Genomic DNA, 26489 nt, shown 5'->3' with positions numbered 1-26489 from the left:
TTTTATCTTTTCCGCATCCACCTTGGTGAGATATTGCCCATGCTACGTATCGCTAAAGAAGCACTAACGTTTGACGACGTTCTCCTTGTTCCAGCTCACTCCACAGTTCTGCCTAATACTGCCGACCTCGGTACTCAACTGACCGCTAAAATCCGTCTGAATATCCCTATGCTGTCCGCAGCTATGGATACCGTGACTGAAGCGAATCTGGCGATTGCTCTGGCGCAGGAAGGCGGCCTCGGATTCATCCACAAGAACATGTCTATTGAGCGTCAGGCGGAAGAAGTCCGTCGCGTGAAGAAGCATGAAAGCGGCGTTGTTGCTGACCCTAAAACGGTCACTCCTGCGACCACTTTGCGTCAGGTTAAAGAACTCACCGAAATTAACGGCTTTGCCGGTTACCCGGTTGTGACCGAAGAAAACGAACTGGTCGGTATTATTACCGGTCGTGACGTGCGCTTCGTGACCGATCTGGAACAGCCTGTGACGGCGGTAATGACGCCGAAAGAACGCCTGGTTACCGTGAAAGAAGGCGAAGCCCGCGAAGTCGTCCTGCAGAAAATGCACGAAAAACGCGTAGAGAAAGCGCTGGTTGTTGACGCGCAATTCCATCTTCTCGGTATGATCACCGTAAAAGACTTCCAGAAAGCCGAACGTAAACCAAACGCCTGTAAAGATGAGCAGGGCAGCCTGCGCGTCGGCGCTGCGGTTGGCGCCGGCGCTGGCAACGAAGAGCGTATCGATGCTCTGGTTGCGGCGGGCGTTGACGTTCTGCTGATCGACTCCTCACACGGTCACTCCGAAGGCGTTCTGGAACGTATTCGCGCCACCCGCGCAAAATACCCGGATCTGCAAATCATCGGCGGTAACGTCGCAACTGGCGCAGGTGCACTGGCACTGGCTAAAGCGGGCGTGAGCGCGGTTAAAGTCGGTATCGGCCCGGGTTCAATCTGTACCACCCGTATCGTCACCGGCGTTGGTGTTCCGCAAATCACTGCCGTTTCTGACGCGGTTGAAGCGCTGGAAGGCACCGGTATTCCGGTTATCGCTGACGGCGGTATCCGCTTCTCCGGCGACATCGCCAAAGCTATCGCTGCCGGCGCAAGCTGCGTGATGGTCGGCGGTATGCTGGCAGGTACTGAAGAATCTCCGGGCGAAATCGAGTTGTATCAGGGGCGTTCATACAAATCTTACCGTGGTATGGGTTCTCTGGGCGCGATGTCCAAAGGCTCTTCTGACCGTTACTTCCAGACCGATAACGCGGCTGACAAACTGGTGCCGGAAGGTATCGAAGGTCGCGTTGCCTATAAAGGCCGTCTGAAAGAGATCATCCACCAGCAAATGGGCGGTCTGCGCTCCTGTATGGGGCTGACCGGTTGTGCTACCATCGACGACCTGCGCACCAGGGCTGAGTTTGTTCGTATCAGTGGTGCAGGGATCCAGGAAAGCCACGTGCACGACGTGACGATTACCAAAGAGTCGCCGAACTACCGCATGGGTTCCTAATCCCACAGCCGCTGCTGCGCATCGGCGATCCTGCGTTGGAAACTGGCTCAAAATGCTCATTTACGTCATGTAAACTGCGCTTTTTCGCCAGTTTCCGCCTTGCCTCACCTTTGCTCGCGAGCGCCTGGATCGAGTCATTACAAATTTATATCCAGCCCGATATTTCCGGGCTGATTAATATTCCGTTTTAACGCTTTTATTGCTTTCTGGAAAACGCCCCCTCATGAGCGAAAATATTCACAAGCACCGTATCCTGATCCTCGATTTCGGCTCCCAGTACACCCAACTTGTTGCGCGCCGCGTGCGTGAACTCGGTGTCTATTGCGAACTCTGGGCCTGGGACGTAACCGAAGCCCAAATCCGTGAATTCAACCCGAACGGAATCATCCTGTCCGGCGGCCCGGAAAGTACCACCGAGCACGACAGCCCGCGCGCCCCTGATTACGTCTTCGAAGCCGGTGTACCGGTTCTGGGCGTCTGCTATGGCATGCAAACCATGGCAATGCAGTTAGGCGGCCATGTTGAAGGCTCAAACGAGCGCGAATTTGGTTATGCGCAGGTTGAAGTTCAGACTGAAAGCGCGCTGATCCGCGATATTCAGGATGCCCTGAGCGAAAACAATAAACCGCTGCTCGACGTCTGGATGAGCCACGGCGATAAAGTGACTGCCATACCGTCTGATTTCGTGACCGTTGCCAGCACCGAGACTTGCCCGTTTGCCATTATGGCGAACGAAGAAAAACGCTTCTACGGTGTGCAGTTCCACCCGGAAGTGACGCACACCCGTCAGGGCCTGCGGCTGCTCGAACGTTTCATCATGGACATCTGTGAGTGTGAAGCTCTGTGGACGCCAGCGAAAATCATCGAAGACGCCGTTGAGCGCCTGCGCGTTCAGATTGGCGACGATCACGTGATCCTCGGCCTGTCCGGCGGCGTTGATTCCTCCGTGACTGCGATGCTGCTGCACCGCGCCATCGGCGACCGTCTGACCTGCGTGTTCGTGGACAACGGCCTGCTGCGTCTTAACGAAGCAGATCAGGTTCTGGAAATGTTCGGCGATCGTTTCGGTCTGAACATCGTTCACGTTGCCGCGGAAGACCGTTTCCTGTCTGCGCTGGCAGGTGTGGATGAGCCGGAAGCGAAACGTAAAATTATCGGCCGTGTGTTCGTGGAAGTCTTCGACGAAGAAGCCTGTAAGCAGGATGAAGTGAAATGGCTGGCGCAGGGTACCATCTACCCTGACGTGATTGAATCCGCTGCTTCTGCCACCGGTAAAGCCCACGTCATCAAATCGCACCACAACGTGGGCGGTTTGCCGAAAGAGATGAAACTGGGCCTGGTTGAGCCGCTGAAAGAGCTGTTCAAAGACGAAGTGCGCAAAATTGGTCTGGAACTGGGCCTGCCGTACGACATGCTTTACCGTCACCCGTTCCCGGGCCCGGGTTTAGGTGTTCGCGTACTGGGCGAAGTGAAGAAAGAGTACTGTGACCTGCTGCGTCGCGCTGATGCAATCTTCATCGAAGAACTGCACAAAGCCGACCTGTACAACAAAGTCAGCCAGGCGTTCACCGTCTTCCTGCCAGTCCGCTCTGTTGGCGTGATGGGCGATGGCCGTAAATACGACTGGGTGGTCTCACTGCGAGCAGTAGAAACCATCGACTTCATGACCGCGCACTGGGCGCACCTGCCGTACGATTTCCTCGGCCGCTGCTCCAACCGCATCATCAACGAAGTTAATGGCATTTCCCGCGTTGTTTACGACATCTCCGGTAAACCACCGGCGACGATCGAGTGGGAATGATTTCGCGTCTGGCATTAGCCTGCACGTAAAAGCAGTAAAACAAAAAAGCCCGCATCACTGCGGGCTTTTTTGTTTTTGTGTCTGGCATTTTCTGGCACTGAATAGCGAGAGGGCGCTGGCCAGCCGTGCGAGCGGGACAGAAAAATAGCTCCTGCCAAAATATTAATGTATAAATAATTGATCCTCCCTGAGCTGGCCTGATATGCCTTTATTGGGGATGATTTATACTGCTTCATCTGCCCGTAAGCCGGGCTAACACAGACATTGGTGCAAAGTGATGCAGTGATCATGGGCGACGGGTATCTATCGTAAATGTAGTCGTAATCACTCTTATACTCAGGCCTGAAAATTTCTCTATGGAATCGAATCCTCACGCGCCGTTGACCAGTTTTATTGATCTCATGATGGATGCTGTTTTTGCGGTCGATGCCCATGCCAATATCGTATTTGCGAGCGCATCATGCGAACGTATTTTCGGCTATACGCCGAAGGAAATGGTTGGCAAAAACATGTTTGATCTGATGCTGCCTGAGGATCGGGAAGTCACCCGAAATTCGGTGGTTGCCGTCATGTCTGGCCATCCTCAGCTTCATTTCGAGAATCGTTACGTTCACAAGAATGGGCAAGTCGTCAACATCATGTGGTCAGCACGCTGGTCACCGGCCGATCAATTGCGCATTGGCGTTGCCCGCGATATCACTGAACGCAAACGATCCGAATCGTTGCAGTCTGCGCTTTATTCCATTTCCGAAGCCGCTCATACCGCAGAGGATTTACTCAAACTATTCCAGCGTATTCATGAAATCGTCGGCACGCTGCTTCCTGTCGATAATTTTTCGGTTACGCTCTACGACAGTGAAACCGGTCAGCTGAGCTTCCCTTATCACGTGGATGAGTTTCTGCAGACGCCGGACCCTTTTACACTGATCCCCGGGACGTTCTACGCAGAGATTATTCATACCGGGCTGCCGCTGCTGATCACGCCGGAGACGATGTCTGCCCGTCTGGAAGAGTTACGAATTTCTTTTGGCATGAATCCATTTTGCTGGCTGGGTGTTCCGCTTAAGTCGCATAAAGGCACGATTGGCGTGCTTATGGTCAAAAGCTATCCGGGGGGCGTGAGCTACAACGAGCAGGATCAGGAGTTATTGCAGTTTGTGTCGACTCAAATTGCGACTGTTATTGAGCGTCAGCAAATGCAGGCCCGGCTGCAGTATATGGCGAAATATGACCAACTGACCGATCTCCCGAACCGTGGTTTTTTGCACGATCGCCTGAAGGCCGCGCTCTCCACTGCACGTGCGGGGGAAGAGCAATTGTCCCTGTTGTATATTGATCTCGACAAATTCAAACAGGTTAACGATACGCTGGGCCATGGTATTGGCGATTTACTGCTGCAAGAGACCGCCTCGCGCCTGAAGTTGTGTGTGCGCGAATCGGATACCGTCGCCCGTGTCGGTGGTGATGAGTTTGTAATTTTGCTGCAAGGGTCTTCATTACCCGGGCATGCTGCCTGGGTGGCAGAAAAGATCCGCAACGCTTTCAATGCTCCTTTTACCCTGGAGGGACATCGTTTGACCATTGCACCCAGTATCGGGGTCGCACTCTACCCGGAGCATGGTAACGACGAACGCCAGCTTCTCGAATATGCTGACAAAGCCATGTATTTAGCCAAAAACAAATCACTAAATAACGATTAGGTGGGGATCATTTTCAGAGAAACCTTCTTCTTAAAAGCCATAAAAAAACGCCAGCAGGATCGTATGATCTGATGGCGTTTTTTTATGCCTGAAATCCCCTCAGGGCGTTATTTCAGGTGTGCTGCAAACCCGGTTTTCTCTGGCGTAATTTCGGCTTTAAGCGTCAGTGAAGGGATTTCATAATCGCCGCCGTTTTGCTGGCGGAATGCGATCGGCGTTGTGGTTTCCAGTGTATCCAGCCGCGTCGCCAGCTCATCGCAGAGCTGATTAAAGCGTGCTTCATCCGTACGGCCGGTGCGGTAGAACACCAGCGGCGGAAGTACGGAGAAACCGGGGTAATGCAGGATCCCGTGATGGATAGGGAACAGTAAATCATCGATCGAACCGTTAATTCCGCGCGGGCCATAATGAGGTTCCCAGCCACCGGTCGTCACCATCAGCAAGGCGCGTTTACCCGACATATTCCCTTCGCCGTAACGGTCGCCCCAGTGCGAATCCGAATGTTCGCCCACACCGTAGGCAAATCCATAGGCGTAAACCCGTTCCACCCAGCCTTTCATGATAGCGGGCATGGAGAACCACCACAGCGGGAACTGGAAAATGACGGTATCTGCCCATCGGAGTTTTTCCTGCTCGGCGTTGATATCCGGGCTTTGTGTCCCGTTTTTAAACGCCCGCTGTGAGTCCTGAGAGGGATGAAAAGGAATATCCGGTGAAGGCGACGTGTTATCACCGGCATCCAGCGGCGCTTTCCACTGCATGGCGTACAGATCGGAAACCTGTACGCTGTGACCGGCGGCCTGCAGATGTTTAACCGCAAAATCTTTCAGCGAACCGTTCAGGGATTTGGGTTCCGGATGGGCGTAGACGATTAAAATATTCATGACGAACTCTCCGTTAAGTGATGAAAGCAGAGTAGGTCGTCGTCAGGTATAGTTAAAATGAATTTAAAATATACCAGGTATAGCCATGAATAATTTCGGTCGTCTGGATCTCAATTTATTGCTCACGCTGGACGTGCTGCTGGCGGAGCACAATGTGACGCGGGCGGCGCAACGCCTGAACCTTTCGCAGCCTTCAATCAGTGTTCAGCTGGCGAAGTTGCGTGATTTTTTTGACGATCCTCTGCTGTTGCCGGGCCCGCGCGGGATGCGCCCCACTGCGCGTGCCGATGAATTACGTGAACCTCTGCAACAGGCGCTGGCCGCTCTGGCGTCTGCGGTTTCTGCCGGTGACGTTTTTGACCCGTCGAAGGCGGCGAATACCTGGAATCTGGGCGCGGCGGATTACGGCGAATCCACCATTGTATTGCCCGTCCTTCAGGCATTGCGCACCAGTGCGCCCGGAACAAAGCTGGCGATATTTGAAACATCGCCGGTGCGGATTATGCGGAAAATGGAGCGCGGAGAGCTGGATCTGGCGTTTCATACGGGCGAAGCGGTGCTGAAGAATTTACACAGTGCATTATTGTTTTCAGAACGTTATGTACTGGTCGGCAGGAAAGGGCATCCGCAACTCAGAGAGCCGGTCACGGTGCCGGTGTTTTGCTCACTTGAGCATGTGATCGTTTCGCCCGACGGCGGGGGATTTCAGGGCATCACCGACAGCACGCTGGCAGATACCGGATTATCAAGGCGGGTGGTGCTCTCCGTGCCGCATTTCCTGTTTGTGGTTCAGGTGCTGCTGGCCACCGATTTAGTCGCCATGCTTCCCGAGCGTCTGGTAAGGGGCAATGTCGCATTGCAACTGACCGAACCGCCTGTGGAAATTCCCGGTTTTGAAATGCATATGTACTGGCATGAGCGTTCGCATCGCGATCCGGCGCATATCTGGCTGCGGGAATTTATGAGGAGTGCGGTGTGATTCAAAGAGTAAAGGCAGCCCTTCTGGCTGCCTCTCAAAACGCTGACCAACGTCTCTGACTTAGTTCGACTGGAACAGTTTTGTGTCGTTTGCCAGACCGTCAATCACGACTTTCAGATCGTTTGCGGTGACTTTCTGGGTGTCATTGGAAATCTGTTTACCAAACCCTTTACGCACGACTTTAATTACCGGTTTTCCGGTGCTGGCGTCAATCAGCTCACCTTCGAAATAGACTTCGGTATCGCGTGTGCGGTGGCCGCTGGCGGTTTCAGCACTGGCAATCACCAGCGCAACCGGGATCACTTCATAGAACTGCAAACCTTCCGCAGAAGTGTTTACGCCCGTGATCGCGCCACGGAAAATCAGGGTGCGCGGGCCGGCGTGATCGGTCAGTTGCAGGCGTTCGCCCAATGCAGGTTTCATGCGGCTGTTGGCGTAATCGAGTACACCCTGCAGCGTCTCTTTGCTGATTTGCGCCGTCGGTTGCGGTTCCGGGTAGAAAGTAATTGGCTCGTACTTCAGGTAAGAGTAATTGGCTTTTTTAAAGGAAGGATCGATCCAGCGCAGCACCGGGTTACCTGATGGCGTTTTTACTTCTGTTAAATTTGAATAGTCGCCGAGGAAGCCGGAGAATTTTTCTTTTTGCGTGACATGGCTTGTACAACCAGCCAATAACAGGGTTCCGGCAACCAGTGCTGTTTGTATTAGTTTAGTTTTATTCATTCTAACCCTCTAAAAATTTTAAGGAAGACAACGTTATGTATAGCACTGCTGTGGAATTTAACCGCTTACCAACAAAGATAAATTGATATTTGTCAGAATCAGAAAAATACACGAACGCAGGCTAATGACTTTCCATTTAATTATTTATTTGGTGAATGAAATAAATAGTATTCGCCTTTAGGGCTGTCACCCGTGGCGGTGATGGTCCAGCCTTTTGCCAGGTAAAATGCGACAGAGTTTTTACTCTTTACTAAACATTTCAGTGAGCCGCGGCGGGTAAACGTGGCTTCACAAGCATGAAGCAGCGCAGAGCCTGCACCGGTTCGCTGAAACCGGGGATCGATGAACAGGTTATGCAGAAAATTTTCCTGCGTGAAAATTGAGGCAAACCCCAGCAAATGCCCGTCACGTTCTGCGACCAGAATTTTTTCGCCAATAACCGCACGATCAAAATCTTCCAGCTGAAAATCGTCGTCCAGCCATGTCCAGGTGTGTTTGCGGGAAGCCAGATACACTGTGCGTAAAAACGGGCGGTCTGCCTCTTCATAGGGACGGATGTGAAGTAGTGATGGCAAAGCGTGAGTCTCCGGAGCGGGGCAGGTCATTGTTGTATCAGTCTATTGTAGTACGCAACTCACGCGACGGTGCCAGTGATTTTGCATGAGCGCAATGAGTTTTTGCGGCTGTCGCGGCCAGCAGATGTTATCCCGATAATGGCTTGTTACTCTGAAAGGCGGCAAGACGCCCCGTCAATGTACGGGGCATATTTATAGCCGGACTGATTCAGCTCCGCATGTCATCCAGTTCCTGTTCCACCAGTTGCATGGATTGCAGCGCGGCCAGCGTATCCTGTGCTTCTTCTTCATCAAGCAGGCTCATGGCAAAACCGACGTGCACGAGAACCCAGCGGCCGATTAAATCGAGGGTTTCGCCTTCGCAGACCAGCGCGATGTTGACTTCACGCCGCAAACCACTGATGTCGACTATTGCCGGCTGATGAATGTCCTCGCCAACTGACACCACCTTTCCGGGAATGCCTATGCACATTGCTGCGCCTCCAGCCAGGAAAGCCATTCATCCATCCCTTCGCCGCTTTGCGCCGACAGCGTGATCACCTGTATGTCCGGATTAACCCGCCGCGCAAAGGCGATACAGGCGTTCAGGTCAAAATCGAGATAGGGCAGCAGGTCGATTTTATTGATGATCATCAGAGAGGCGGCGGAGAACATGTGCGGGTATTTAAGCGGTTTATCTTCTCCTTCGGTAACGGAAAGTACGGCCACTTTATGTTTTTCACCCAGATCAAAGCTTGCCGGACAAACAAGATTACCGACATTTTCGATAAACAAGATGCTGTTATCCGCCGGATCCAGCCGGTGGGCGGCATCGTGGACCATTTGTGCATCCAGATGGCAGCCTTTACCGGTATTTATCTGAATAGCGTTCACCCCGGTTGCCCGGATCCGATCGGCGTCGTTTGTCGTTTGTTGGTCACCTTCAATCACTGCGCAGGGGGTGCTGAGGCTTATCCGGTTCAGCGTCTGGGTCAGTAAGGTTGTTTTGCCTGAACCGGGGCTGGAGACCAGATTCAGCGCCAGAATGTGTTGTGCGGTGAAGTGTTCACGATTATGGGCCGCCAGGGCATTATTTTTAGTCAGCACATCCATTTCGATTTGCAGTAAACGTTGTTGCCCCGCAACGGGTCCGGCAGGATCCTGTTCGTCAGGCTGCGGTATACCGGCATGATAATGGTGATGCACATCGCCGGTGTGATGGTAGTGGTGATGAATGACCACGCTGTGCTGATGTGCGCTGGCGTGATGATGGCTGTGGTCGTGGGGATGGTGATGGTCATGTGTGTGGCTGTCACCTTCGATTTGGTGCTCGTCAGCTCCGCAGCCGCATGTAGTACACATAAGGACGACTCCTGTCGGTATTGAACCGCATTCACTCAGTGGCTAATTGTTTCAGTTGCAGGCTGTCGCCTTGCTCGATGCGTAAATTATAACTGCCGCATTGCGGGCAACCTGCGCCGTGGCGTATCACGTCGACAGCCGTGCTGCAATCCCAGCACCAGGCTATCGCCGCGCGTACAGAGATATGCAACTCACATCCCTGTGCCAGCGTTTGCTGGCAGACCGATTCAAAGCAAAAACGTAAGGCGCTTTCCTCAATGCAGGAAAGCGCGCCAATTTCCAGCCAGACGCCGGTGACTTTACGTGCACCGTGTTGCCGTGCCTGCTGTTCAATCAGTTCCAGCGCGCTGTAGCACATCGAAATTTCATGCATGCTATTTTCCCCGGCGGTGGAACAGGGCACGACGGCTGGGATCGCGCGGAGCATCGGCATCTGCCACCGGCAATGACAGCGCCATGCGCACACTCTGCTCAGCCAGCGCAATGCCCTGTTCCGGTGTTAACGCTTTATCTACCGGTGACATCAGTGAGCAGGAAAGATACTGGCGCCGCTCACCCTGCTGATTGCCGATTTCGCCCTGTAAAAAAGTGACATTGCCGCAAGGCAGTTGCAGTGCCAGCCGATCGCCCGGAGCGCGGGATAACCACACCTGATCCGGTCCGGGCAGGATCAGCAGGCTCAGCGTCCAGGGGGTCAGCAGGCAACCTATCCACTGGTTTTCAAACAAGGTAAAACCGCAGGCTTTGACAGGAATGGCAGCACGATAAAACGGTAATCCGCTCATCTGCCGGTCAGCGACGTGCCGGAATGCCGCTTCCAGCCAGGTTGCAGGGGATGTATCAAATCCGGTTTGTTCCGGCAAACCGGTGTTGTCGGGTAATGCGGCCGGCAGAATCGATGACATATCGCTCATATCTGACTTTCCGTGGTGAATGGCACTGACGACGATAAGCAGGTTGTCGGATAGTCTGCTTTCTCCTGAGCCGTTTTTTCACGGATCCCGATACCGCTTTCGCGCAGCACCGCAAGGATCTGTTGCATCGCCGGGATAATAGCTTGCTGTACGCGAGGGCTCAGGCCGATTGCGGGTTCCAGCGACCCGGGTTCAACGCCAATTAGCGTAATCTGACGGGGAAATTCGTCCGTCAGTCGCAGGGCCATCAGCACATCCGACAGCCCCAGCTGATGCGGAGATATTTTTCGGGTGAAAAGCGCCGGGACTTCTTCATTGCATAATTTTGTCACGGTGCCCGGTGCGCTGCCGGTCAGCACCGCATCGGCGACAATCAGGTGATCGCGGCAGGCCATCGTCTCAATCAGTTCCATTCCGGCGGTGCCTCCGTCCACGATGTCTATTTCCGGTGTAAAAGCATAATGCTGGCCCAGCGCTTCGATAATTCTCACGCCTGCCGCTTCATCGCTAAGCAACAAATTGCCTATCCCGAGTACTAATATCTTCATGACAATACCTTCAGGGGTTACAACACCTTCACCCGGGTGACTTCGTTGCCGTTCACCGCGTCTACCACATGTACTGCGCAAGACATACAGGGGTCGAAGGAGTGAATGGTTCGCACGACTTCCAGTGGTTTGTTCGGATCGGCAACCGGAGTTCCGACCAGAGATTGTTCATACGGGCCAGCTTGCCCTTCAAAGTTACGCGGGCTGGATGTCCAGGTAGAAGGCACTACCGCCTGGTAGTTCGTGATTTTACCGTTTTTAAAAACAACCCAGTGTGACAACATGCCGCGCGGCATTTCACCAAAACCGACGCCCCGGAATTCTTTATCGGGTGACAGGTCGGGTTTGATAAATGTCTGATGATCCCCGGTGCCGATGTTGGTCACCAGCGCCTGCCATTGTTGCGCCAGCGTGTTTTTCAGCACACAGCAGTGCACGGTTCGGCCAATAATGCGGCCCATCGTCGAGTGCATCTGGCGGGTTTCCAGCGTGTTGCCCGTCAGCGTTTTATACAGTCCGACGACTTGTGCAAAGTGCGTTTCGGTGTCTTCATGCTTTGCGGCCAGGCTGCATAGCATCCAGGCGAGTGGCCCGACTTCAACCGTTTTGCCGTAAAATGTGGGGGATTTTACCCAGGAGTATTTGCCGTCTTCCTGCCAGCCGGTGTATTCCGGCCGTGTCAGGCCTTCCCACGGCGCCAGCGGTTCATCGTCCTTATACCAGGCATGTTTACCGCTTTCTTTAATGCCATTGATCAGGAATTCATCCTGATGGCTGGTAAAAGGCCGGTAGCGGGCAAAATCACCGTTTTCCAGATAACCGCCTGCCAGCATAAAACTCCCCCCCTTATTATCGGTCGGCAGCTCCGGCACGCTCATGTAATGATCGGCACCTTTCCCCAGCGTCAGCCACTGCGGATAGTGGGCTGCGATCACCGCGCAATCGACCTTGTAGACTTGCTCAATAAAATCGCCTAAGCGGTCAATAAAGGATTTCACATACATCAGCCGCTCCAGGTTCAGTACACCCGGTGAATCCAGATTAATGGGGTTCGCCACACCGCCCACCGCCAGATTCTGAATGTGCGGGGATTTGCCACCGAGAATGGCGACAATCCGGCTGGCATCCCGCTGACACTCCAGCGCCTGGAGATAATGGGCGACGGCAATCAGGTTTACTTCAGGGGGCAATGCCATCGCCGGGTGGCCCCAGTAGCCATTGGCGAAAATCCCCAACTGTCCGCTGTCGACCAGATCCTTGATCTTCTTCTGAACTTTGGCGAACTCGGCAGCGCTGTTTGACGGCCAGTCCGATAAACCTTTCAGAAGCGCTTCGGCTTTATTGGGATCGGCTTTCAGAGCTGAAGTGACATCGACCCAGTCCAGTGCAGATAGCTGGTAGAAATGAACGATGTGATCCTGAATGCTGTGCGCCGCCAGAATCAGGTTACGGATGTATTGCGCATTGACCGGAACATTGACCCCAAGGGCATTTTCCACAGCCCGTACTGAGGCAATTGCGTGAACGGTGGTACACACGCCGCAGATACGTTGCACGATCATCCACGCGTCACGCGGATCCTGGCCTTTAACGATTTCTTCCATTCCCCGCCACATTGTCCCGGAGGACCAGGCTTTGGTGACTTTCCCTTGCTCAATTTCGCAATCAATGCGCAGGTGCCCTTCAATACGGGTAATAGGATCAATGGTGATGCGTTGGCTCATGCTTTACCTCAGCCTGATAATTCTTATGAACGCCTTCGGGCGCGGGAAGAACCGGCAGTAGCCGTATTAATAAGATGTATGCACACACTTCGATGGCGACAAAACCGATAGAAATCAGAACTTCTTGTGCGGCAGGGAAGTAGTGGTAGCCGTTGCCGGGATCAAAGGCCAGCATCGAGTAACTCAGTCGCCACAGTGCTGCGCCAAATAGCATGCTGAGGCCACCCAGGAACAGAAAGCGCGAATCTTCGCGTGTGGCGTGCAGCCGGAACAGCACAAGTGGCAGTGCCATCAGCGCCGCTTCGCACCAGAACATCACGGAGAACCTGTCGCCGGCGAACAGATAGTGGGTTTTGTGGTGCAAGATAATTTCGCCAAAACGTAAGGCGAGAAACAGCACCAGGAGCACCTGGGTAATGCGGCTTAGCCGGATAAACAGCGGTTTTTCATTGGCACCGCGCCCCCGTAAACCCGCCTGCACCAGTGCGCCTTCGAACATCACAATCGAAAACCCCATGATGAATGCGGTCAGTACCGAAAGCAGCGGCAGAAGCTCATAACTTTGCCAGAGCGGATGCACTTTAAATCCCGCTGAAATCATCAGTGATCCCATGGATGACTGGTGCATGGTCGGGAGCAGTGCGCCTAACGCGATAATAAAGAACATCACCTTGTTAAGACGTTTGAGTGCCACTTTCCAGCCGAAACGTTCGAGCACGACGGGCGCGAATTCCAGCGCCATGACGCCGATGTAGATGGTCATACACACGGCGGTTTCGAACAGCACGGACGAGGTGTTGAAAAAGCCAGGGATGTAGAAGTAGGGCAGATTCCAGTAGCGGCCAACATCAATGGTGATAGACAAACCACCCAGCGAGTAGCCGAACAGGCTTGCCAGCAATGCCGGTCTGACCAGCGGGTGGTATTCGCCACGATTGAAAACGTAGACGGCCCAGGCCAGTGCCCAGCCGCCGCAGGCAAAGCCGGTGCCGACCAGCAAATCAAACGCAATCCATAATCCCCACGGGTATCCGCCGTTTAAGGCGGCGACCGAGCCGATGCCAAAGAGCAGACGGCGCAAAATCAGCACCGCGCAGATGACAACCAGCGGAGCCAGCAACATAACTGGCCAGCTGACCAGACGCCCGCCAAGCGGGCTGGCTTTATGCGTCGTCATGGTCGTTCTCCTTATGTGAGTCGTCGTCATGCTTTTCATCGGTTTTGCGGTCGTTACGGGTATTGCGATACACCAGCACCGACAGCCCGGCTAATACCGCCAGCGGCAATATCATCCCTTTATAAATGGTGTGCTGAACGTGTTCAGAGCGTTCGCCAGTCGACAGCTCATCGAGTTTTGGTAGCATCAGTTTTTGGTACGGAACACCCGCCAGAACCAGAACCTGCGTACCGCCGCCTTCTTTTTCACCGTATACGTAGTTATCGTAATGGGGCACTGCATGCAGATAGGTATCGTCAGCATCCAGTGTCTGGCGTGGATAGTGATAGTCACTGCCCGATTTTAAGGCGAGGCGACGTTTTGCCTCGCTGAGCAGATTTTCCCGTGTGCCGAAAATCACTGCGCCGGTGGGGCAAACCTCCACGCATCCGGGTAATCCGCCTTTATCCAGCCGTTCCAACCCTTTCTGATTGCACAGTTCGCATTTGTGGATCCTGCCTAACGGGTTTTCATAATCGAATTTAGGCACGTCAAAGGGGCACGCCACCATACAATAACGACACCCGGTACAGATGCTGGCGTCGTAATGCACTACGCCGGTTTTTGCATCTTTTTTCAGTGCGCTGACCGGGCAGACCGTGACACAGTTAGGATCCACACAGTGCATGCACTGTTTTTTGATATAGGCATAACCGTTATCGAGCTGGTCCTTGTTCTGACCGTCGCCGGAGCTCCAGACCTGAATAATGTTATTGGTGTAAGGGCTGAGCTTATCGTTGTTAGACCAGGTGGCGCTGCCGCCCGCGTAGATCTGGCTTTCCGGGTTATAGGCCAGTTCGTTGACCTGCTGGCATTTGGACACGCATGCCTGACAGCCGACGCAGAGCGTTGAATCGTAGAGCATGCCCAGCGCACCGGGGATCGGCGGTTTATTGGTGGCCGCTGCACGTCCGGCCAGCGGCGCGCCCGCTAACACTGCGCCAGCGCAGGTGAGTTTAAAGAAGTTGCGTCTGTTCACGGCTTAGTCCTCCCTGGAGGCTTTATCAGCGTCCTGCCGTTCCCGTTTTTGCTGACGCCCCAGCTCGCGTACGGTCATCAGGCTGACCCCGGCGACGATGCCCAATACCCCTCCAATCAGGCCGACCGCCGTGGCTGAAACATGACCACCTTCAGGCGCATTTGTTGCGGGTTTTTCTGTCCGTGGCGTCGGGTTCGCCACATTGGCCAGCTGGGAGATACCTTTCGTAAAACCAACGCCTTGTTCATTACAGCCATAGCAGGGATGTCCGATACCGACAGGCCAGATACCCCCGCCGATATCGCAGAACTGCAATGTCGGGCAATTGCCATACGTTTCCGGCCCTTTACACCCGAGATGATAGAGGCACCATCCCTGACGATGTCCTTCATCGCCAAATTCTTTGGCAAAACGGCCTGCATCGAAATGCGGACGTCGTTCGCAGTTTTCGTGGATCAGACGGCCATAGGCAAAGGTGGGGCGCCCTGATTTATCCAGCGCCGGTGGCCGCTGATAGGTGATGACATGTGCGACGGTGGCAAGAAAATTGTGCGGGTTCGGTGGGCAGCCGGGAATATTGATAATGGATTTGCCCGGTAGCGCTTCCTGCAGGCTGACGGCTCCGCTGGGGTTGCTGCCCGCAGCCGCGACGCCGCCCCACGAGGAACAGGAGCCGATAGCAATGATGACCGCGGCGTGTTCCGCCACTTCACGGATGTGCTCGACAATGGGCTTACCCGCGACCATGCAATACACGCCACCGTCTTTGACGGGAATGGAACCATCGACAACCAGAACATACTTCCCTTTGTACTGTTCTATCGCCCTGCGTTTGTTTTCTTCTGCCTGATGGCCAAATGCCGCTGACAGGACTTCGTGATACTCAAGTGAAATGGTATCGAGCAACAGATTCTCAATTGTCGGGTGCGTTGCTCTTAACAATGATTCGGTACAACCCGTGCATTCCTGCGCGCCTATCCACAACACGGGGGGACGTTGTGGCGAAACAATCGCTTTTGCTATATCTGCGGCGGCTGTGTTTGTCAGCCCCATTGACGCGGCAAGTGCGGCACAAAGCTTCATAAAATCACGGCGGTTAATGCCATGATGGGAAAGCATCACATTTTCCCCTGCCATTTTTATTATTTTCCTTTCACCAAAATTAGCTTGCTCAATAAATCCTGAAAGTAGAAAGGCGGCACTCCGGCAAACCCACGAGGCTTACGTCAGTAAGCCAATGTAGCCAGCCGAATGAAACCAACCCATCTGCAACCTGAAAGATGACGGATTAAAACGAAGTAAATCGGTAAATATGTTAGTAAGAAAATTAATTTAACAAGCTTGATCCTTATCAATAACTTTAGGGTTAGTATTATGAATATTCTTAATGCGTAATATTTCTGAAAGAGTGTAATTAATTATTTTTTGTTTTAATTGTTTGAATAAAAACGATTTTGTTGTGTGCGTGAAGGTTTTTTAACAGGCGGGATTATGAAGGTGACGGGGTGTTCCGGAATCTATGTGCATTGAGTGATTCGGGTTAAATAATCTCAATAATAGAAATGAAATAAGTTGTAATAATAAGATGCAGCGCTCATTCATACTGGAATTTTTGTTATAGAGAATATTATTCATTAAACACCGGTATGATAAGTGACGGCAATTATCACTGCCTCATGGCTATTTTTATTACCGATGAAGGATCCATTTTGAGGCCGAAATGATGACCAGACCTTAATCCACCAGTATGTGTGACAAGGTCTGGCCGTTTATGCACTAGTTCTGACTAATCAGTAGCATTTCTTGCGCCCCGGCGTTGATCTGACGACCATTTTCCGGCGTAGTTTTTGCGTTTGTCTGGAAACGTTTCACTGACTGCTGCAAATGCACCACCTGATGTTGCAGTGAGCTTGCGGCTGTTGCGACTTCGGAAACCAGAGAGGCGTTCTGCTGGGTCACGCCGTCCATCTGCTGAATAGCGATATTAATCTGGGAAATCCCGCGCGTCTGTTCGCCCGAGGCCAGCATCACTTCATCCATAATATCGACCACTTCTTTCACATCAACGGTGACTTCATTCATCGTGGTGCCGGCCACTTTTACCAGGCCTGCCCCTTGCTCAATACGGCTGAGAGAGTCATTGATCATGGTGCCGATCTCTTTTGCCGCCGTCGCACTGCGCTGAGCCAGCACGCGAACTTCAGAGGCTACCACGGCAAACCCCCGGCCTGCTTCCCCTGCACGGGCGGCTTCGACGGCGGCGTTCAGCGCCAGCAGGTTAGTCTGGAATGCAATGCTGTCGATGACGCCAACAATGTCACCGATTTTGGCTGAACTCACCTCAATCGAATTCATGGTGGCGACCACTTCAGACACCACGTTTGCCCCACGGGCCGCAGAGTCAGACGCTTTGAATGACAGTTTGTTTGCTTTACGAATGCTTTCTTCGTTGTTTTTAACCGTGGCCATAATCTGCTCCATGCTGGAAGCCGTCTCATCCAGTGAAGCCGCCTGTTGCTCGGTCCGGCTGGAGAGGTCGATATTGCCGGAAGCAATTTCTTCCACACCGGTTCCGATGGCATCCGTACTGTTACGGACGACCTGCACCATATTTTCCAGCCCATCGCGCATGCGTTGCACGGCGGCAAAGAGCTTGGCGATCTCGTTTTTCCCTGCGATATCAATGCGTGCCCGCAAATCGCCTTCGGCAATACGGTCGAATACGGTAATCGCATTGTTGAGCGGTTTGACGATCAGATTGGTCATCACTGACCATGCCAGCCCGGCCAGCGCCAGCGCGCAGGCAATCGAAATGTAGAGAACGTATTGCATGCGGTTCAGGCGATTGCTGGAATCATCATAAGCCACGTCAATACTTTTCAGCTTGTAGACCACCAGCGCCTTTGAGGCTTTATCGAACGCGCCATACAGTGCCGTTGATTTCCCGGCAAACTGACGATATTCATCCAGTTTACCGGCTTCCAGTGCGGTAAATGCCGGGCCAATAAACTCTTTCATCAGGGCGTCGCGTGTGGAGGCCATTTCTGCGGCAATGACCCGTTCTTCTTTGGATTGCGGATATTTAAGATAGTCCTGCCATTTCGCACTGGCGCTGTCTATCTTGCCACGGGCACGTTCCAGCGCGGCTTTAGCTTTTTCAGTATCACCGCTGCCCACCAGCGATTCATACAGACGCAAGTCAAGTCGTCCACGAAGCAGGAGTTCTGAACTTTCATTCAGAGCGACCAGCCCCGGCAAGACTTCAGTATCCACATGAGCGAACGATTTGTTCCCCGACTGCACGGCAACCAGCCCCAGAATGCCGACGAAGAGCAGCAATGCAGTCAGTGAGAAAATCATCATACTAAGTGCAGTTCGGATCTTTATTTTACGAAACATTGAATATTCCCTTTTACCGATAGAATCGTGAAATGGAGAGCGGTGTTGAAAGTAAAATCAGCAGAAAAACAAAAAACCAGGAAGCAACCTGCGTGACTTCCTGTCAGCAATGGAGATTAATTCTTTGCGTGCCCGCCAGAGGTGTGGGCTAAAAACGATTTCAGCTTTTCACTGTAGAATTTTGCTGACATCGTGGTGCCATGTCCGCTCGTCTCAGCGCTCGCCGGGATGAGGAACAGTTCAGCCTGTTTTATCTGGTTTAATTCCCCTTTCAGGATCCCTGTTTCGACCGGATTACGTTCGTCATCCGTAGAATTAATGATCAGCATCGGGGCGGTAATGTGGCTTAAGGCCGGAAGGGCATTAAAGTTAGCGGAAGCGTTCCAGATATAAATAAAGTCGTTGGCATCTGCGGTAACGGGGGCTGCGAGGCGCTCGTCAACCAGCTTATCGGCCAGGGCATGGGTGGGTGCTTTATGCTGATAGCCCAGCGTGCCACCGGTGGTAGCAATGCTGAACATAATGTTGGCGGTTTTCAGTGCCGGGGGTTGCTGGTGATAGTTACCGTCCGCCCAGGCGGGATCGTTTTTGATAGATTCGACCAGCATACGGCGCATCATCCAGTTACGGCCCGACAGTTCATTGGGCTGTGATGCCATCGGAACCAGCGCGTCCATCATTGACGGGTATTTTTCGCCCCATAACCAGGTTTGCATTCCGCCCATGGAATAACCCATCACCAGCCGTAAATGGGAAATACCCAGCCCTTCTTTAATTAAACGATATTGAGCGGTAACCATATCGTCATAATCGTAATGCGGGAATGCCATACGTAAACCATCTGAAGGTTTTGATGATTTTCCTGAACCAATACCTTCCGGGATGATAATAAAATATTTACTGATATCCAGTGCCTGTCCGGGGCCGAATAACTCACCGCCGAACCCCTGGGCTAATAAAGCGCTGACGGGCTGATTAGTACCGTGAAGTAATAATACCGCAGGTTTGCTTTTATCTCCGAGGGTAAAATAATGAATGCGCAGGTCATTTAACTTCTCACCGTTATTAAAGGTGAATTCTTTAGCGACCCAGTCGGCCTCTTTCGGGGGCGGAAATGAGCTTGCCGCCTGAACCAAAGGTGACATGGTTAACAGAATGGCGCAGGCCATCCCTGATATCATGCGAATGAACATAATAGAGACTCTTAAGTTATGTGCAGGTTTCGGGAGTTAGATATTAGTTTTAATTGATAAAAAACCCAATAAACATCAATATCATAAATGGAAAACAGCATTTTAAACTGTTTATTTGTCTTTCATGAATATATCATTTATTCAGTTTTTCTTATGTTGGTCTGCCACCCGAATAGATTTAACGTTTTAAGTAAAATGAATAACAAGAGTCTTTCTGCCGGGGTGACCGGAATTTCCATTAATATCTTTTTATCAGATATCGCTGCCTTAGTTGGCTGAAAACCTCGTATTATGTAGTAGTGATATTTGTCAAAGTAAATTCCTGAATTTACCTTAAGGGAAGAAGAAAGTTAATAAGTACAATTATGGTGTGATATAAAGCAAACCGGGGGGGCAGTTCGCTAAGTTAAATTATTCCCGTATCCGCTAAATAAATGGGGCAAGAACAAGACTTTCTTATTGCTGAACCCCGATTTGCTGTTGCAGGTACATCTGCTTTAGTCCCGCTAATTTTTTTTCGCCGAGCAACATACAATCCCGAAAATGATGAGCAACAGGGTGATGATGTGATAAGTCTCAAGCTTATTACCGAGAAAAACGATCCCCATGATACCGCCTGATACAGGGATCAGATGCGTGTAGATTTCACTTCGTGTGGTGCCAATCATCGAAACGCCTTTGCTCCAGAAGACGTAGGATAGCCATGAAGGGAATACGATCAAATAGAGGATCCCGACGATAACCTGTGGCGAGGCCTGGTAAATGACACCGTGGAAATCTTGCGCCAAAGCGGCATGCAATAGAAACATCGGTATCAGAATGAGGGTGCCGATCAGTGAACTAAAGGCGACAAACGAAGTGTTTTTCACTTCTTTATTTTTCAGCCGTAACAACGCGCAATAAAAAGCCCAACTCAACGCGGAAATAATCGTCAGCACATCGCCCCAACCAAACGTCTGTAAGCTGCCTGCACCTCTTGCATTGGAAAAGGCAAGGTAGATCACGGCTGCTGTGCTGGCGACCACGCCTGTAATATTGCGCAGGGAGATTCTTTCATTGAAAATGAAATGATTAATAAATAGCACCAGACAAGGCGTGCTGGATATATAAATAGCGGCATTAAGTGATGTTGTATATTGCAATCCGATGTATAAACTGAGAGGGAAACTGACCTGGCCTAAAAAAGAGAGTAAGGCGTTCATGCCTAAGTGATTACGCAGGGTGGGGAAATCATGAAGGAAGTTTTTCCAGTAAAATGCAAGCATAATAACAGTGGTTCCGCCCCAACGTATCAGGCTCAATCCATAGGGATCGACATATTGTACTAATATATGACCCACAACATAATTACCGCCCCAAAATATTGCTGCTAATGCCAGTAATAAATACGCCACATATCACCTCTTTCATGAATAGATAAAGCCCGGCAATTTTTGTCGGGCCATTTTGATTATTTTAGTGTATTCATTTTTCCCATGAGTTGATCATAGTAACGTTCGGCCGTACGTAATCTGAGCAAACATCCGATATAAAATTCTTTACGCGTTTCCGGGTATTTCTCTGCGATGACGTCAATGACATTGTAAAGCCAGTCGTCGCCGTGCTTGATGTCGATGGTAATATGCTCTGTATAATATTTTACATCTCTGTCTATAAGCCCCAACCGTAAGCACCCGTTCACTAATTTTTCGTATTGCGGCGGGTCCAGCACTTCTGTCATTGCCATGACGCCGAGCAATTTGTAGTAATGCTTACGGTTGACCGAACCGAGCATAAAGGCGTTGTGACCCGCCAATGCCTCGACGCCATACATATCGACATAATGGTTTTCAGGCAGCGTAATATCCTGTCTGGCTAATACATCTTTGTAGAGATTGACGTGAGTAAAAACATTGTCTCCGTGTCCAATCTCATCCCACAGGTTTTCACTGATGGTTCCACGCGTTTCTGGTTGTGAACCAATAAGGGTGTAGGCGACCAGATCAAAAAATATCAGGTTTAACGCACTGTCGCTTTTGAAGAAATAATAAAGCTGTTCAACTGAAGCGTCTTTTTCCAAAAATTCGAAAACCGGGTGGTGTGAAGCTCTGTGCTTATGCCATACCGTTTTTAAAAAATCGCCATAATGCGCAGAACTTTCGACTTCTTGTGGAATACTCAATCCGGAAAATTCATTGTCCAGCCAGCAACATTCAATTTTATCTTTGATCTCAAGTAAATTGCTATCATATTGCCGGGCCGCCGGGGCGGATAAAGGGTGGGCGAGCAGGCTTTGGTAAATAATAAACAGAGTATGTTGGATGATTTGCTGATCAGCGACAGAATTTTTTTGATAAGCGCGTTCAAGAATATAATCAACTTTCTCCTTTTCCGGGAACCTATCACTTTCTCCATTAATATAAGCCAGTAATGCTTTCGTAAACCCGTAATCGTCGTCGGCAAAAACGGGTTCAATTTTTCGAAGATTAAACATGCTATTTTCCTTTGTTAATAGGCTTACTTATTTTGTGGTTATGATGGGGCTGAAATTTGTGATATGTGTCACATAAAGACATTGCCAAATTAACAAAAAGGGCTGTTTCAATACGGTTCCGGAAGAGATACGGGCTTGTGCCAGCCTGCAGGTTCCCTTAATCTGGTCGAAGTAAAAATATTTACTCATGACTCGGGGTGCCCGCTGCAAAGCAGGGCTGAGATTTTACCCGTATTACCTGATCTGGATTATGCCAGCGTAGGGAAGTCAGGTATCTCTGCTCCCGATACCGCCTTCTTTCGCGCCGGTGGGGAGAACTATGAATACCCGACCTTCCGTGTTTCCCGGCGCTTTAGCCGCCACTTCATTGCAACAACTTCGTGCCTCTGCGCCACTGGTCCATTGCCTGACCAACGACGTGGTGCAATCCTTTACGGCAAATGTCCTGCTGGCGCTTGGTGCTTCACCGGCAATGGTGGTTGACTCTGCCGAAGCCGCGCAGTTCAGTTCGATTGCTGATGCTTTGCTGGTGAATGTCGGCACGCTGACACGTCCTCACGCTGATGCAATGCAGGCCGCTATTCATGCGGCGAACCTGTCCGGAAAACCCTGGGTGCTTGATCCCGTAGCCGTCGGCGGTTTGAGCTGGCGTACCGAATTTTGCCTCGAACTTATCAAACTTTCGCCAGCCGCTATTCGCGGGAATGCCTCTGAAATCCGTGCCCTTAGTGGCCTGAGTGCTTCCGGCCGTGGCGTAGACAGCGGCGATGATTCCCTGTCAGCGTTGCCAGCCGCGCAGCAACTGGCGCGTGAAACCGGTTCGATAGTGGCCGTCACCGGTGAAACGGATTACGTCACCGACGGGGAACGCAGCTGGTCGGTTCCAGGCGGACACCCGATGATGACCCGCATCGTCGGTACCGGTTGTTCATTATCCGCCGTCGTCGCCGCGTTTACAGCATTGCCCGGCGAGCGCCTGAATAACGTTGCTGCCGCGTGCCGCGTGATGTCTTGCGCCGGAGAACGTGCGTGCGCCGTGGTGAAAGGGCCGGGCAGCTTCACGCCGGAATTCCTGGATAATTTGTATTTAATGCGCGAAGCGTGGCTGAACGGGGAAAGCATGTGATGAAAAGAATTAATGCGCTGACCATTGCAGGCACGGACCCGAGTGGTGGCGCAGGAATACAGGCGGATCTGAAAACTTTCTCGGCGCTTGGCGCGTATGGCACCAGCGTGATTACCGCGCTGGTGGCGCAAAATACCCGGGGTGTGCAGTCCGTTTACAACATCTTGCCGGATTTCGTTGCCGCACAGCTTGATTCAGTGCTCAGCGACGTGAGGATTGACAGCACTAAAATCGGCATGCTGGCGAACAGTCAGATTGTTGAGGCGGTGGTCGAAAGGCTGAAATATTATCAGCCTCCTTTTGTGGTGCTTGATACCGTGATGCTGGCAAAAAGTGGCGATCCACTGCTGTTACCGGAAGCCGTAGACGCCGTGCGGCGCTTGCTTATCCCACGAGTTTCGATCATTACGCCAAATCTGCCTGAAGCGGCGGCTTTATTGGAATGCCCGGTGGCGGCGAATGAAACCGAAATGCGTGAACAGGGTGAAGCGTTGCTGGCGATGGGATGCGAGGCTGTGCTGATGAAGGGCGGCCATCTGAGCAATGAGGAAAGCCCGGACTGGCTGTTTATGGCGGATTCACGCGAGCGTTTTACCGCGCCACGCGTGAACACCCGGCACACGCACGGCACCGGCTGTACGCTGTCGGCGGCGCTGGCGGCTTTGCGCCCGCGCCACAATAACTGGGCTGATACCGTGCAGGAAGCTAAAGGCTATTTGCAACAGGCGCTGATGCAGGCCGACTCTCTGGAAGTTGGCCACGGCATCGGGCCGGTGCATCATTTCCACCGCTGGTGGTAAAAGCTGGTCAGGCGAGGCGCCGGGTTTCGCTCAGCGCCTCTTCTGCTTGCGTGAATTTCGCCAGTGCCTGCTGCAAATGCACCGCATCAAACGGGTTTAGCGGAAAGAATTTTGTATCTTTACGCGGGCGAAGCATCACACGGATTTTATCCGCTGAAATCCGTTCAAACAGATAACTGGCGATATCCTGATTCTCTTCATCTTTCCAGGAGAGCAGCAACGCAGCATGCTCGCCGCTGCGGCGTCCGATGAACTGCTCATGCAACCAAAGGCCTTCACATTCGCCGTCTTTCTGAAGTTTTTTACCGTTGAACCAGGCGGATTCTGCCACCGTCCATAATGCCTGCGGCGTTATTTGCTCATGCAACTGACGCCATAAAGGCTGGTTGTTATCCATCTGCCAGCAGGCCATCCCGAGATAATCATTCAGTTCACGCCAGTCATTTTCCAGAGACTCTTTCAGCTCTGGCTCCTGAATATGCATAAACTGCTGCAGGCCGGTAGCCTGTTCACCCAGCTTGTTATAGGCGATGACCGTCATGGTCCGTGGCGTGCGGCGGAACGTTATCCATAGCAGCAGTTTGGGGATACGGAACGTAATCGCCTGGACGGTGAGCTTGTAACGATTGCCACGGGACATGACCAGCCCGCTGGAGGTGCCACGCTTGTCCTGATAATTTCTCACCAGCACAACGCTGTTCTGACCCATCCAGCCCGTGACGTAATGCTCTTTTTCGCTTTCCGCCACATCCAGATCGCGCGCGATCTGGCTGATTTTCTCGACATCGAGCTGAGAGAGGGACAGTGACTGATCGGCACTGTAATAACTTTTTTTCAGGGCGGCTGCTGCAGGCATAACGATATCCACGAAATTGATGTGGTTTACAGCTTACCCTAAGTTGTCATACAAATTTTAGGGATCACCCGCAAAATTAGCATGAAGCCCGATATGCGGGGGGATTTGGAACGGGAAATTCATTCTGCATCAAACCAGTCGCTGTTTTGCTCGGCAATGGGGGTGATGGTGGAAATCATTTCCTGCAGATGAATGCGCATGGCTTCTTCAGCGGCATCAGGATCGTGTGCTTTCAGCCCGTCAAAAATGGCATAGTGCTGTGCAATCAGATTCTCGGGCGGCGAAACTTTGCTGAGCGTCAGGAAACGAACGCGATCCATGGTCGCCTTAATATGCTCGACGGTTTCCCACGCCAGGCGGCAGTCAATAATTTGCGCGATGGTGCGGTGAAATTCATCGTCGAGCAGCAGGAATTCCTGTGTTTGCTGGCTTTTAGCCGCCAGTGTCTGGCGCTCAAGATTATGTTCAAGAAGTGTCAGATCTTTCTGTGTTGCCACCATCGCCGCACGACGGACTACCGCGGTTTCGACCGCCTCACGAATGAAGCGCCCGTCTGCAACCCGCCGGGAAGAAATCTTCATCACATAGGTGCCGCGTTGCGGTAAAACCTGAACCAGCCCGGCTTCAGCAAGCTTAATGAAGGCTTCGCGGACCGGCTGGCGCGAAACATTAAAGCGTGTGGAAATTTCCTTCTCCGACAGGAATGCCCCCGGTGCGATGGCACAGGTGACGATATCCTGACGCAAGGTGCGATAAATCTGCTGATTAACCGGCACATTACTGAGAAATTCAAAGGAGTCTGCCATGGGCGAAAATCGTCTTTAAAGTCGGGAAACCTTAATACTAACATGAGTTTTCTCATGTTTTTGAGATTGTTAGCGCAAGAATTATTGAGAGTTAATATGCTCGCGGCAATATAGTTTTTTATAGGCCGCCGGCGTGATACCCAACAGTTTTCGAAATACCCGACGAAAATAGGCCACATCGTTAAATCCCGTCAGACGTGCGACGTCGGCCACGTTTCCGGTATTAGCCAGCAGCAGTTTCTCTGCGCCAGCAACCCGTTGTTTATGCAAAGCCTCTGTCAGCGTCATCTGAAAGGTCAGGCGGAAAACCCGTCCGAGATAATCGGCGTTACAATGAAGCCGTTCCGCCAGTTCCGATGCGCCCAGTGGCAAATGAAATTGTGTGGTGATCAGCTGACGGGCTTTGTAAGCCAGCGCCACACCCGGTCCATCAGGCTGCACGTTATCAGGCCAGGCGCGTGAAACCTCCTGTAAAAGCAAAATCAGAAAAATTTCCAACGAATTGCCGCCGCGCTCCTGCTCATATAAAAATAATCTGAACAGGGTTAACAGGGTTTCACTGTCCCTGACCTTGCAATGCTGTGGAATATTCAGCTGTAAAGAGGGACTATTTTGCTGATGTTTAATTGTTGCCTGATTTTTTACAATATCAAAATGCAGCCAGTAAAACTTTAATTCAGGATCAAACGCCGTTATCCCTTTATGTTCCCTGCCGGGAAACAGAAGTAAGCTTTCCCCTTCACTTAAATCAAAACGGGTATTCTCCTCCTGCAATGAAAGCTGGCCACGGATAACATAAATCAGCTCATGAGAGCTGAGTTTTCGGGTCGGATGTGTGCCCATTCCCCGTGAGATAAACAACCCGCCATTCTGAACCTTTACCGGATAATTTACTGGAAACGTAAGCATTTCTGGCCTCTGTAAAGCACTCTTTCAGGCGGTTAAA

The 26489-nt window shown here is 51.8% G+C and carries 26 protein-coding genes and 1 riboswitch; of the genes, 6 read left to right on the top strand and 20 right to left on the bottom strand.

Going from position 1 to position 26489, the window contains the following annotated elements; genetic code table 11:
• Window positions 1–39 precede the first annotated feature (39 nt).
• Together guaB and guaA are read left to right on the top strand one after the other, a co-directional pair.
• Complete coding sequence (gene guaB / locus CWS43_RS07755) at window positions 40–1506, top strand: IMP dehydrogenase (protein WP_157825360.1); 1467 nt, start codon at window positions 40–42, stop codon at window positions 1504–1506.
• A gap of 223 nt (window positions 1507–1729) precedes the next feature.
• On the top strand, window positions 1730–3307 hold the full coding sequence (gene guaA / locus CWS43_RS07750; protein WP_101076328.1) for a glutamine-hydrolyzing GMP synthase: 1578 nt from the start codon (window positions 1730–1732) through the stop codon (window positions 3305–3307).
• Window positions 3308–3321: 14 nt separating this feature from the next.
• Here guaA and CWS43_RS27175 read toward each other — a convergent pair whose 3' ends face one another.
• On the bottom strand, window positions 3322–3543 hold the full coding sequence (locus tag CWS43_RS27175) for a hypothetical protein (RefSeq protein WP_157825359.1): 222 nt from the start codon (window positions 3541–3543) through the stop codon (window positions 3322–3324).
• A gap of 120 nt (window positions 3544–3663) precedes the next feature.
• Here CWS43_RS27175 and CWS43_RS07745 point away from each other — a divergent pair, with 120 nt between their 5' ends.
• Window positions 3664–5007 carry a bifunctional diguanylate cyclase/phosphodiesterase gene (locus tag CWS43_RS07745; RefSeq protein ID WP_101076326.1) on the top strand — a complete coding sequence of 448 codons (1344 nt, stop codon included), beginning with the start codon at window positions 3664–3666 and terminating at the stop codon, window positions 5005–5007.
• Between the two features lie 107 nt (window positions 5008–5114).
• On the opposite strand, the gene CWS43_RS07740 is transcribed toward CWS43_RS07745, so the two are convergent.
• On the bottom strand, window positions 5115–5891 hold the full coding sequence (locus CWS43_RS07740) for an NAD(P)H-dependent oxidoreductase (protein WP_101076325.1): 777 nt from the start codon (window positions 5889–5891) through the stop codon (window positions 5115–5117).
• 85 nt (window positions 5892–5976) lie between these two features.
• On the opposite strand from CWS43_RS07740, the gene CWS43_RS07735 reads away from it, so the two are divergent.
• On the top strand, window positions 5977–6870 hold the full coding sequence (locus CWS43_RS07735; protein ID WP_101076323.1) for a LysR family transcriptional regulator: 894 nt from the start codon (window positions 5977–5979) through the stop codon (window positions 6868–6870).
• A 60-nt stretch (window positions 6871–6930) separates the two neighbouring features.
• On the opposite strand, the gene CWS43_RS07730 is transcribed toward CWS43_RS07735, so the two are convergent.
• From CWS43_RS07730 to CWS43_RS07660, 15 genes are all read right to left on the bottom strand, one after another.
• Window positions 6931–7593, bottom strand: coding sequence for a DUF3313 domain-containing protein (locus tag CWS43_RS07730; RefSeq protein ID WP_101076321.1), 663 nt, complete (start codon window positions 7591–7593; stop codon window positions 6931–6933).
• Between the two features lie 140 nt (window positions 7594–7733).
• A complete protein-coding gene (locus CWS43_RS07725; protein WP_369825850.1) occupies window positions 7734–8198 on the bottom strand; it encodes an N-acetyltransferase family protein in 465 nt (154 codons plus the stop codon).
• A 178-nt stretch (window positions 8199–8376) separates the two neighbouring features.
• A complete protein-coding gene (gene hybG / locus CWS43_RS07720; RefSeq protein ID WP_101076319.1) occupies window positions 8377–8640 on the bottom strand; it encodes a hydrogenase maturation factor HybG in 264 nt (87 codons plus the stop codon).
• The gene (gene hypB / locus CWS43_RS07715) at window positions 8631–9509 is read right to left on the bottom strand and encodes a hydrogenase nickel incorporation protein HypB (protein WP_101076318.1); all 879 of its coding nucleotides are present in this window, start codon (window positions 9507–9509) and stop codon (window positions 8631–8633) included. Before hypB ends, hybG begins: the two co-directional genes overlap by 10 nt.
• Before the next feature lie 31 nt (window positions 9510–9540).
• The gene (gene hypA, locus CWS43_RS07710) at window positions 9541–9882 is read right to left on the bottom strand and encodes a hydrogenase maturation nickel metallochaperone HypA (protein WP_101076317.1); all 342 of its coding nucleotides are present in this window, start codon (window positions 9880–9882) and stop codon (window positions 9541–9543) included.
• 1 nt (window position 9883) lies between these two features.
• Window positions 9884–10414: a hydrogenase-2 assembly chaperone gene (hybE, locus tag CWS43_RS07705; RefSeq protein ID WP_101076474.1), complete on the bottom strand. Its 531-nt coding sequence runs from the start codon at window positions 10412–10414 to the stop codon at window positions 9884–9886.
• Between the two features lie 5 nt (window positions 10415–10419).
• A complete protein-coding gene (locus CWS43_RS07700) occupies window positions 10420–10971 on the bottom strand; it encodes a HyaD/HybD family hydrogenase maturation endopeptidase (protein ID WP_101076316.1) in 552 nt (183 codons plus the stop codon).
• Window positions 10972–10988: 17 nt separating this feature from the next.
• Window positions 10989–12695, bottom strand: a complete 1707-nt coding sequence (hybC, locus tag CWS43_RS07695; RefSeq protein ID WP_101076315.1) for a hydrogenase 2 large subunit — start codon at window positions 12693–12695, stop codon at window positions 10989–10991.
• Entirely contained in the window at window positions 12673–13872 is a 1200-nt protein-coding gene (gene hybB / locus CWS43_RS07690) for a Ni/Fe-hydrogenase cytochrome b subunit (RefSeq protein WP_101076314.1), read from the bottom strand. The genes hybC and hybB overlap by 23 nt, the downstream gene beginning before the upstream one ends.
• The gene (gene hybA, locus CWS43_RS07685) at window positions 13859–14890 is read right to left on the bottom strand and encodes a hydrogenase 2 operon protein HybA (RefSeq protein WP_101076313.1); all 1032 of its coding nucleotides are present in this window, start codon (window positions 14888–14890) and stop codon (window positions 13859–13861) included. The genes hybB and hybA overlap by 14 nt, the downstream gene beginning before the upstream one ends.
• A gap of 3 nt (window positions 14891–14893) precedes the next feature.
• Window positions 14894–16027, bottom strand: a complete 1134-nt coding sequence (gene hybO, locus CWS43_RS07680; protein ID WP_101076312.1) for a hydrogenase 2 small subunit — start codon at window positions 16025–16027, stop codon at window positions 14894–14896.
• Window positions 16028–16666: 639 nt separating this feature from the next.
• On the bottom strand, window positions 16667–18289 hold the full coding sequence (locus CWS43_RS07675; RefSeq protein ID WP_101076311.1) for a methyl-accepting chemotaxis protein: 1623 nt from the start codon (window positions 18287–18289) through the stop codon (window positions 16667–16669).
• Window positions 18290–18405: 116 nt separating this feature from the next.
• Complete coding sequence (locus tag CWS43_RS07670; protein ID WP_101076310.1) at window positions 18406–19482, bottom strand: alpha/beta fold hydrolase; 1077 nt, start codon at window positions 19480–19482, stop codon at window positions 18406–18408.
• 506 nt (window positions 19483–19988) lie between these two features.
• The gene (locus tag CWS43_RS07665; RefSeq protein ID WP_101076309.1) at window positions 19989–20876 is read right to left on the bottom strand and encodes a DMT family transporter; all 888 of its coding nucleotides are present in this window, start codon (window positions 20874–20876) and stop codon (window positions 19989–19991) included.
• Between the two features lie 56 nt (window positions 20877–20932).
• Window positions 20933–21955 (bottom strand): iron-containing redox enzyme family protein, encoded by a 1023-nt coding sequence (locus CWS43_RS07660; protein ID WP_101076308.1) that lies wholly within the window; start codon window positions 21953–21955, stop codon window positions 20933–20935.
• 183 nt (window positions 21956–22138) lie between these two features.
• Window positions 22139–22237, top strand: a riboswitch (TPP riboswitch).
• A 37-nt stretch (window positions 22238–22274) separates the two neighbouring features.
• Here CWS43_RS07660 and thiM point away from each other — a divergent pair.
• Together thiM and thiD are read left to right on the top strand one after the other, a co-directional pair.
• Window positions 22275–23081: a hydroxyethylthiazole kinase gene (thiM, locus tag CWS43_RS07655; RefSeq protein WP_101076307.1), complete on the top strand. Its 807-nt coding sequence runs from the start codon at window positions 22275–22277 to the stop codon at window positions 23079–23081.
• Window positions 23081–23881: a bifunctional hydroxymethylpyrimidine kinase/phosphomethylpyrimidine kinase gene (thiD, locus tag CWS43_RS07650; RefSeq protein ID WP_101076306.1), complete on the top strand. Its 801-nt coding sequence runs from the start codon at window positions 23081–23083 to the stop codon at window positions 23879–23881. The genes thiM and thiD overlap by 1 nt, the downstream gene beginning before the upstream one ends.
• Window positions 23882–23888: 7 nt before the next feature.
• On the opposite strand, the gene CWS43_RS07645 is transcribed toward thiD, so the two are convergent.
• The 3 genes from CWS43_RS07645 to CWS43_RS07635 all read right to left on the bottom strand — a co-directional run bounded on the left by CWS43_RS07645 (window position 23889) and on the right by CWS43_RS07635 (window position 26452).
• Window positions 23889–24737, bottom strand: a complete 849-nt coding sequence (locus tag CWS43_RS07645) for a hypothetical protein (RefSeq protein WP_101076305.1) — start codon at window positions 24735–24737, stop codon at window positions 23889–23891.
• 119 nt (window positions 24738–24856) lie between these two features.
• On the bottom strand, window positions 24857–25543 hold the full coding sequence (locus CWS43_RS07640; RefSeq protein ID WP_101076304.1) for a GntR family transcriptional regulator: 687 nt from the start codon (window positions 25541–25543) through the stop codon (window positions 24857–24859).
• Window positions 25544–25624: 81 nt separating this feature from the next.
• Window positions 25625–26452, bottom strand: coding sequence for an AraC family transcriptional regulator (locus tag CWS43_RS07635; protein ID WP_101076303.1), 828 nt, complete (start codon window positions 26450–26452; stop codon window positions 25625–25627).
• Between the last annotated feature and the right edge of the window lie 37 nt (window positions 26453–26489).

Origin of the sequence: Rahnella sp. AA, from assembly GCF_002834385.1 — a bacterium.
Taxonomy (GTDB): Bacteria; Pseudomonadota; Gammaproteobacteria; order Enterobacterales; family Enterobacteriaceae; genus Rahnella.
This window is presented reverse-complemented; position numbering and strand designations above follow the sequence as displayed.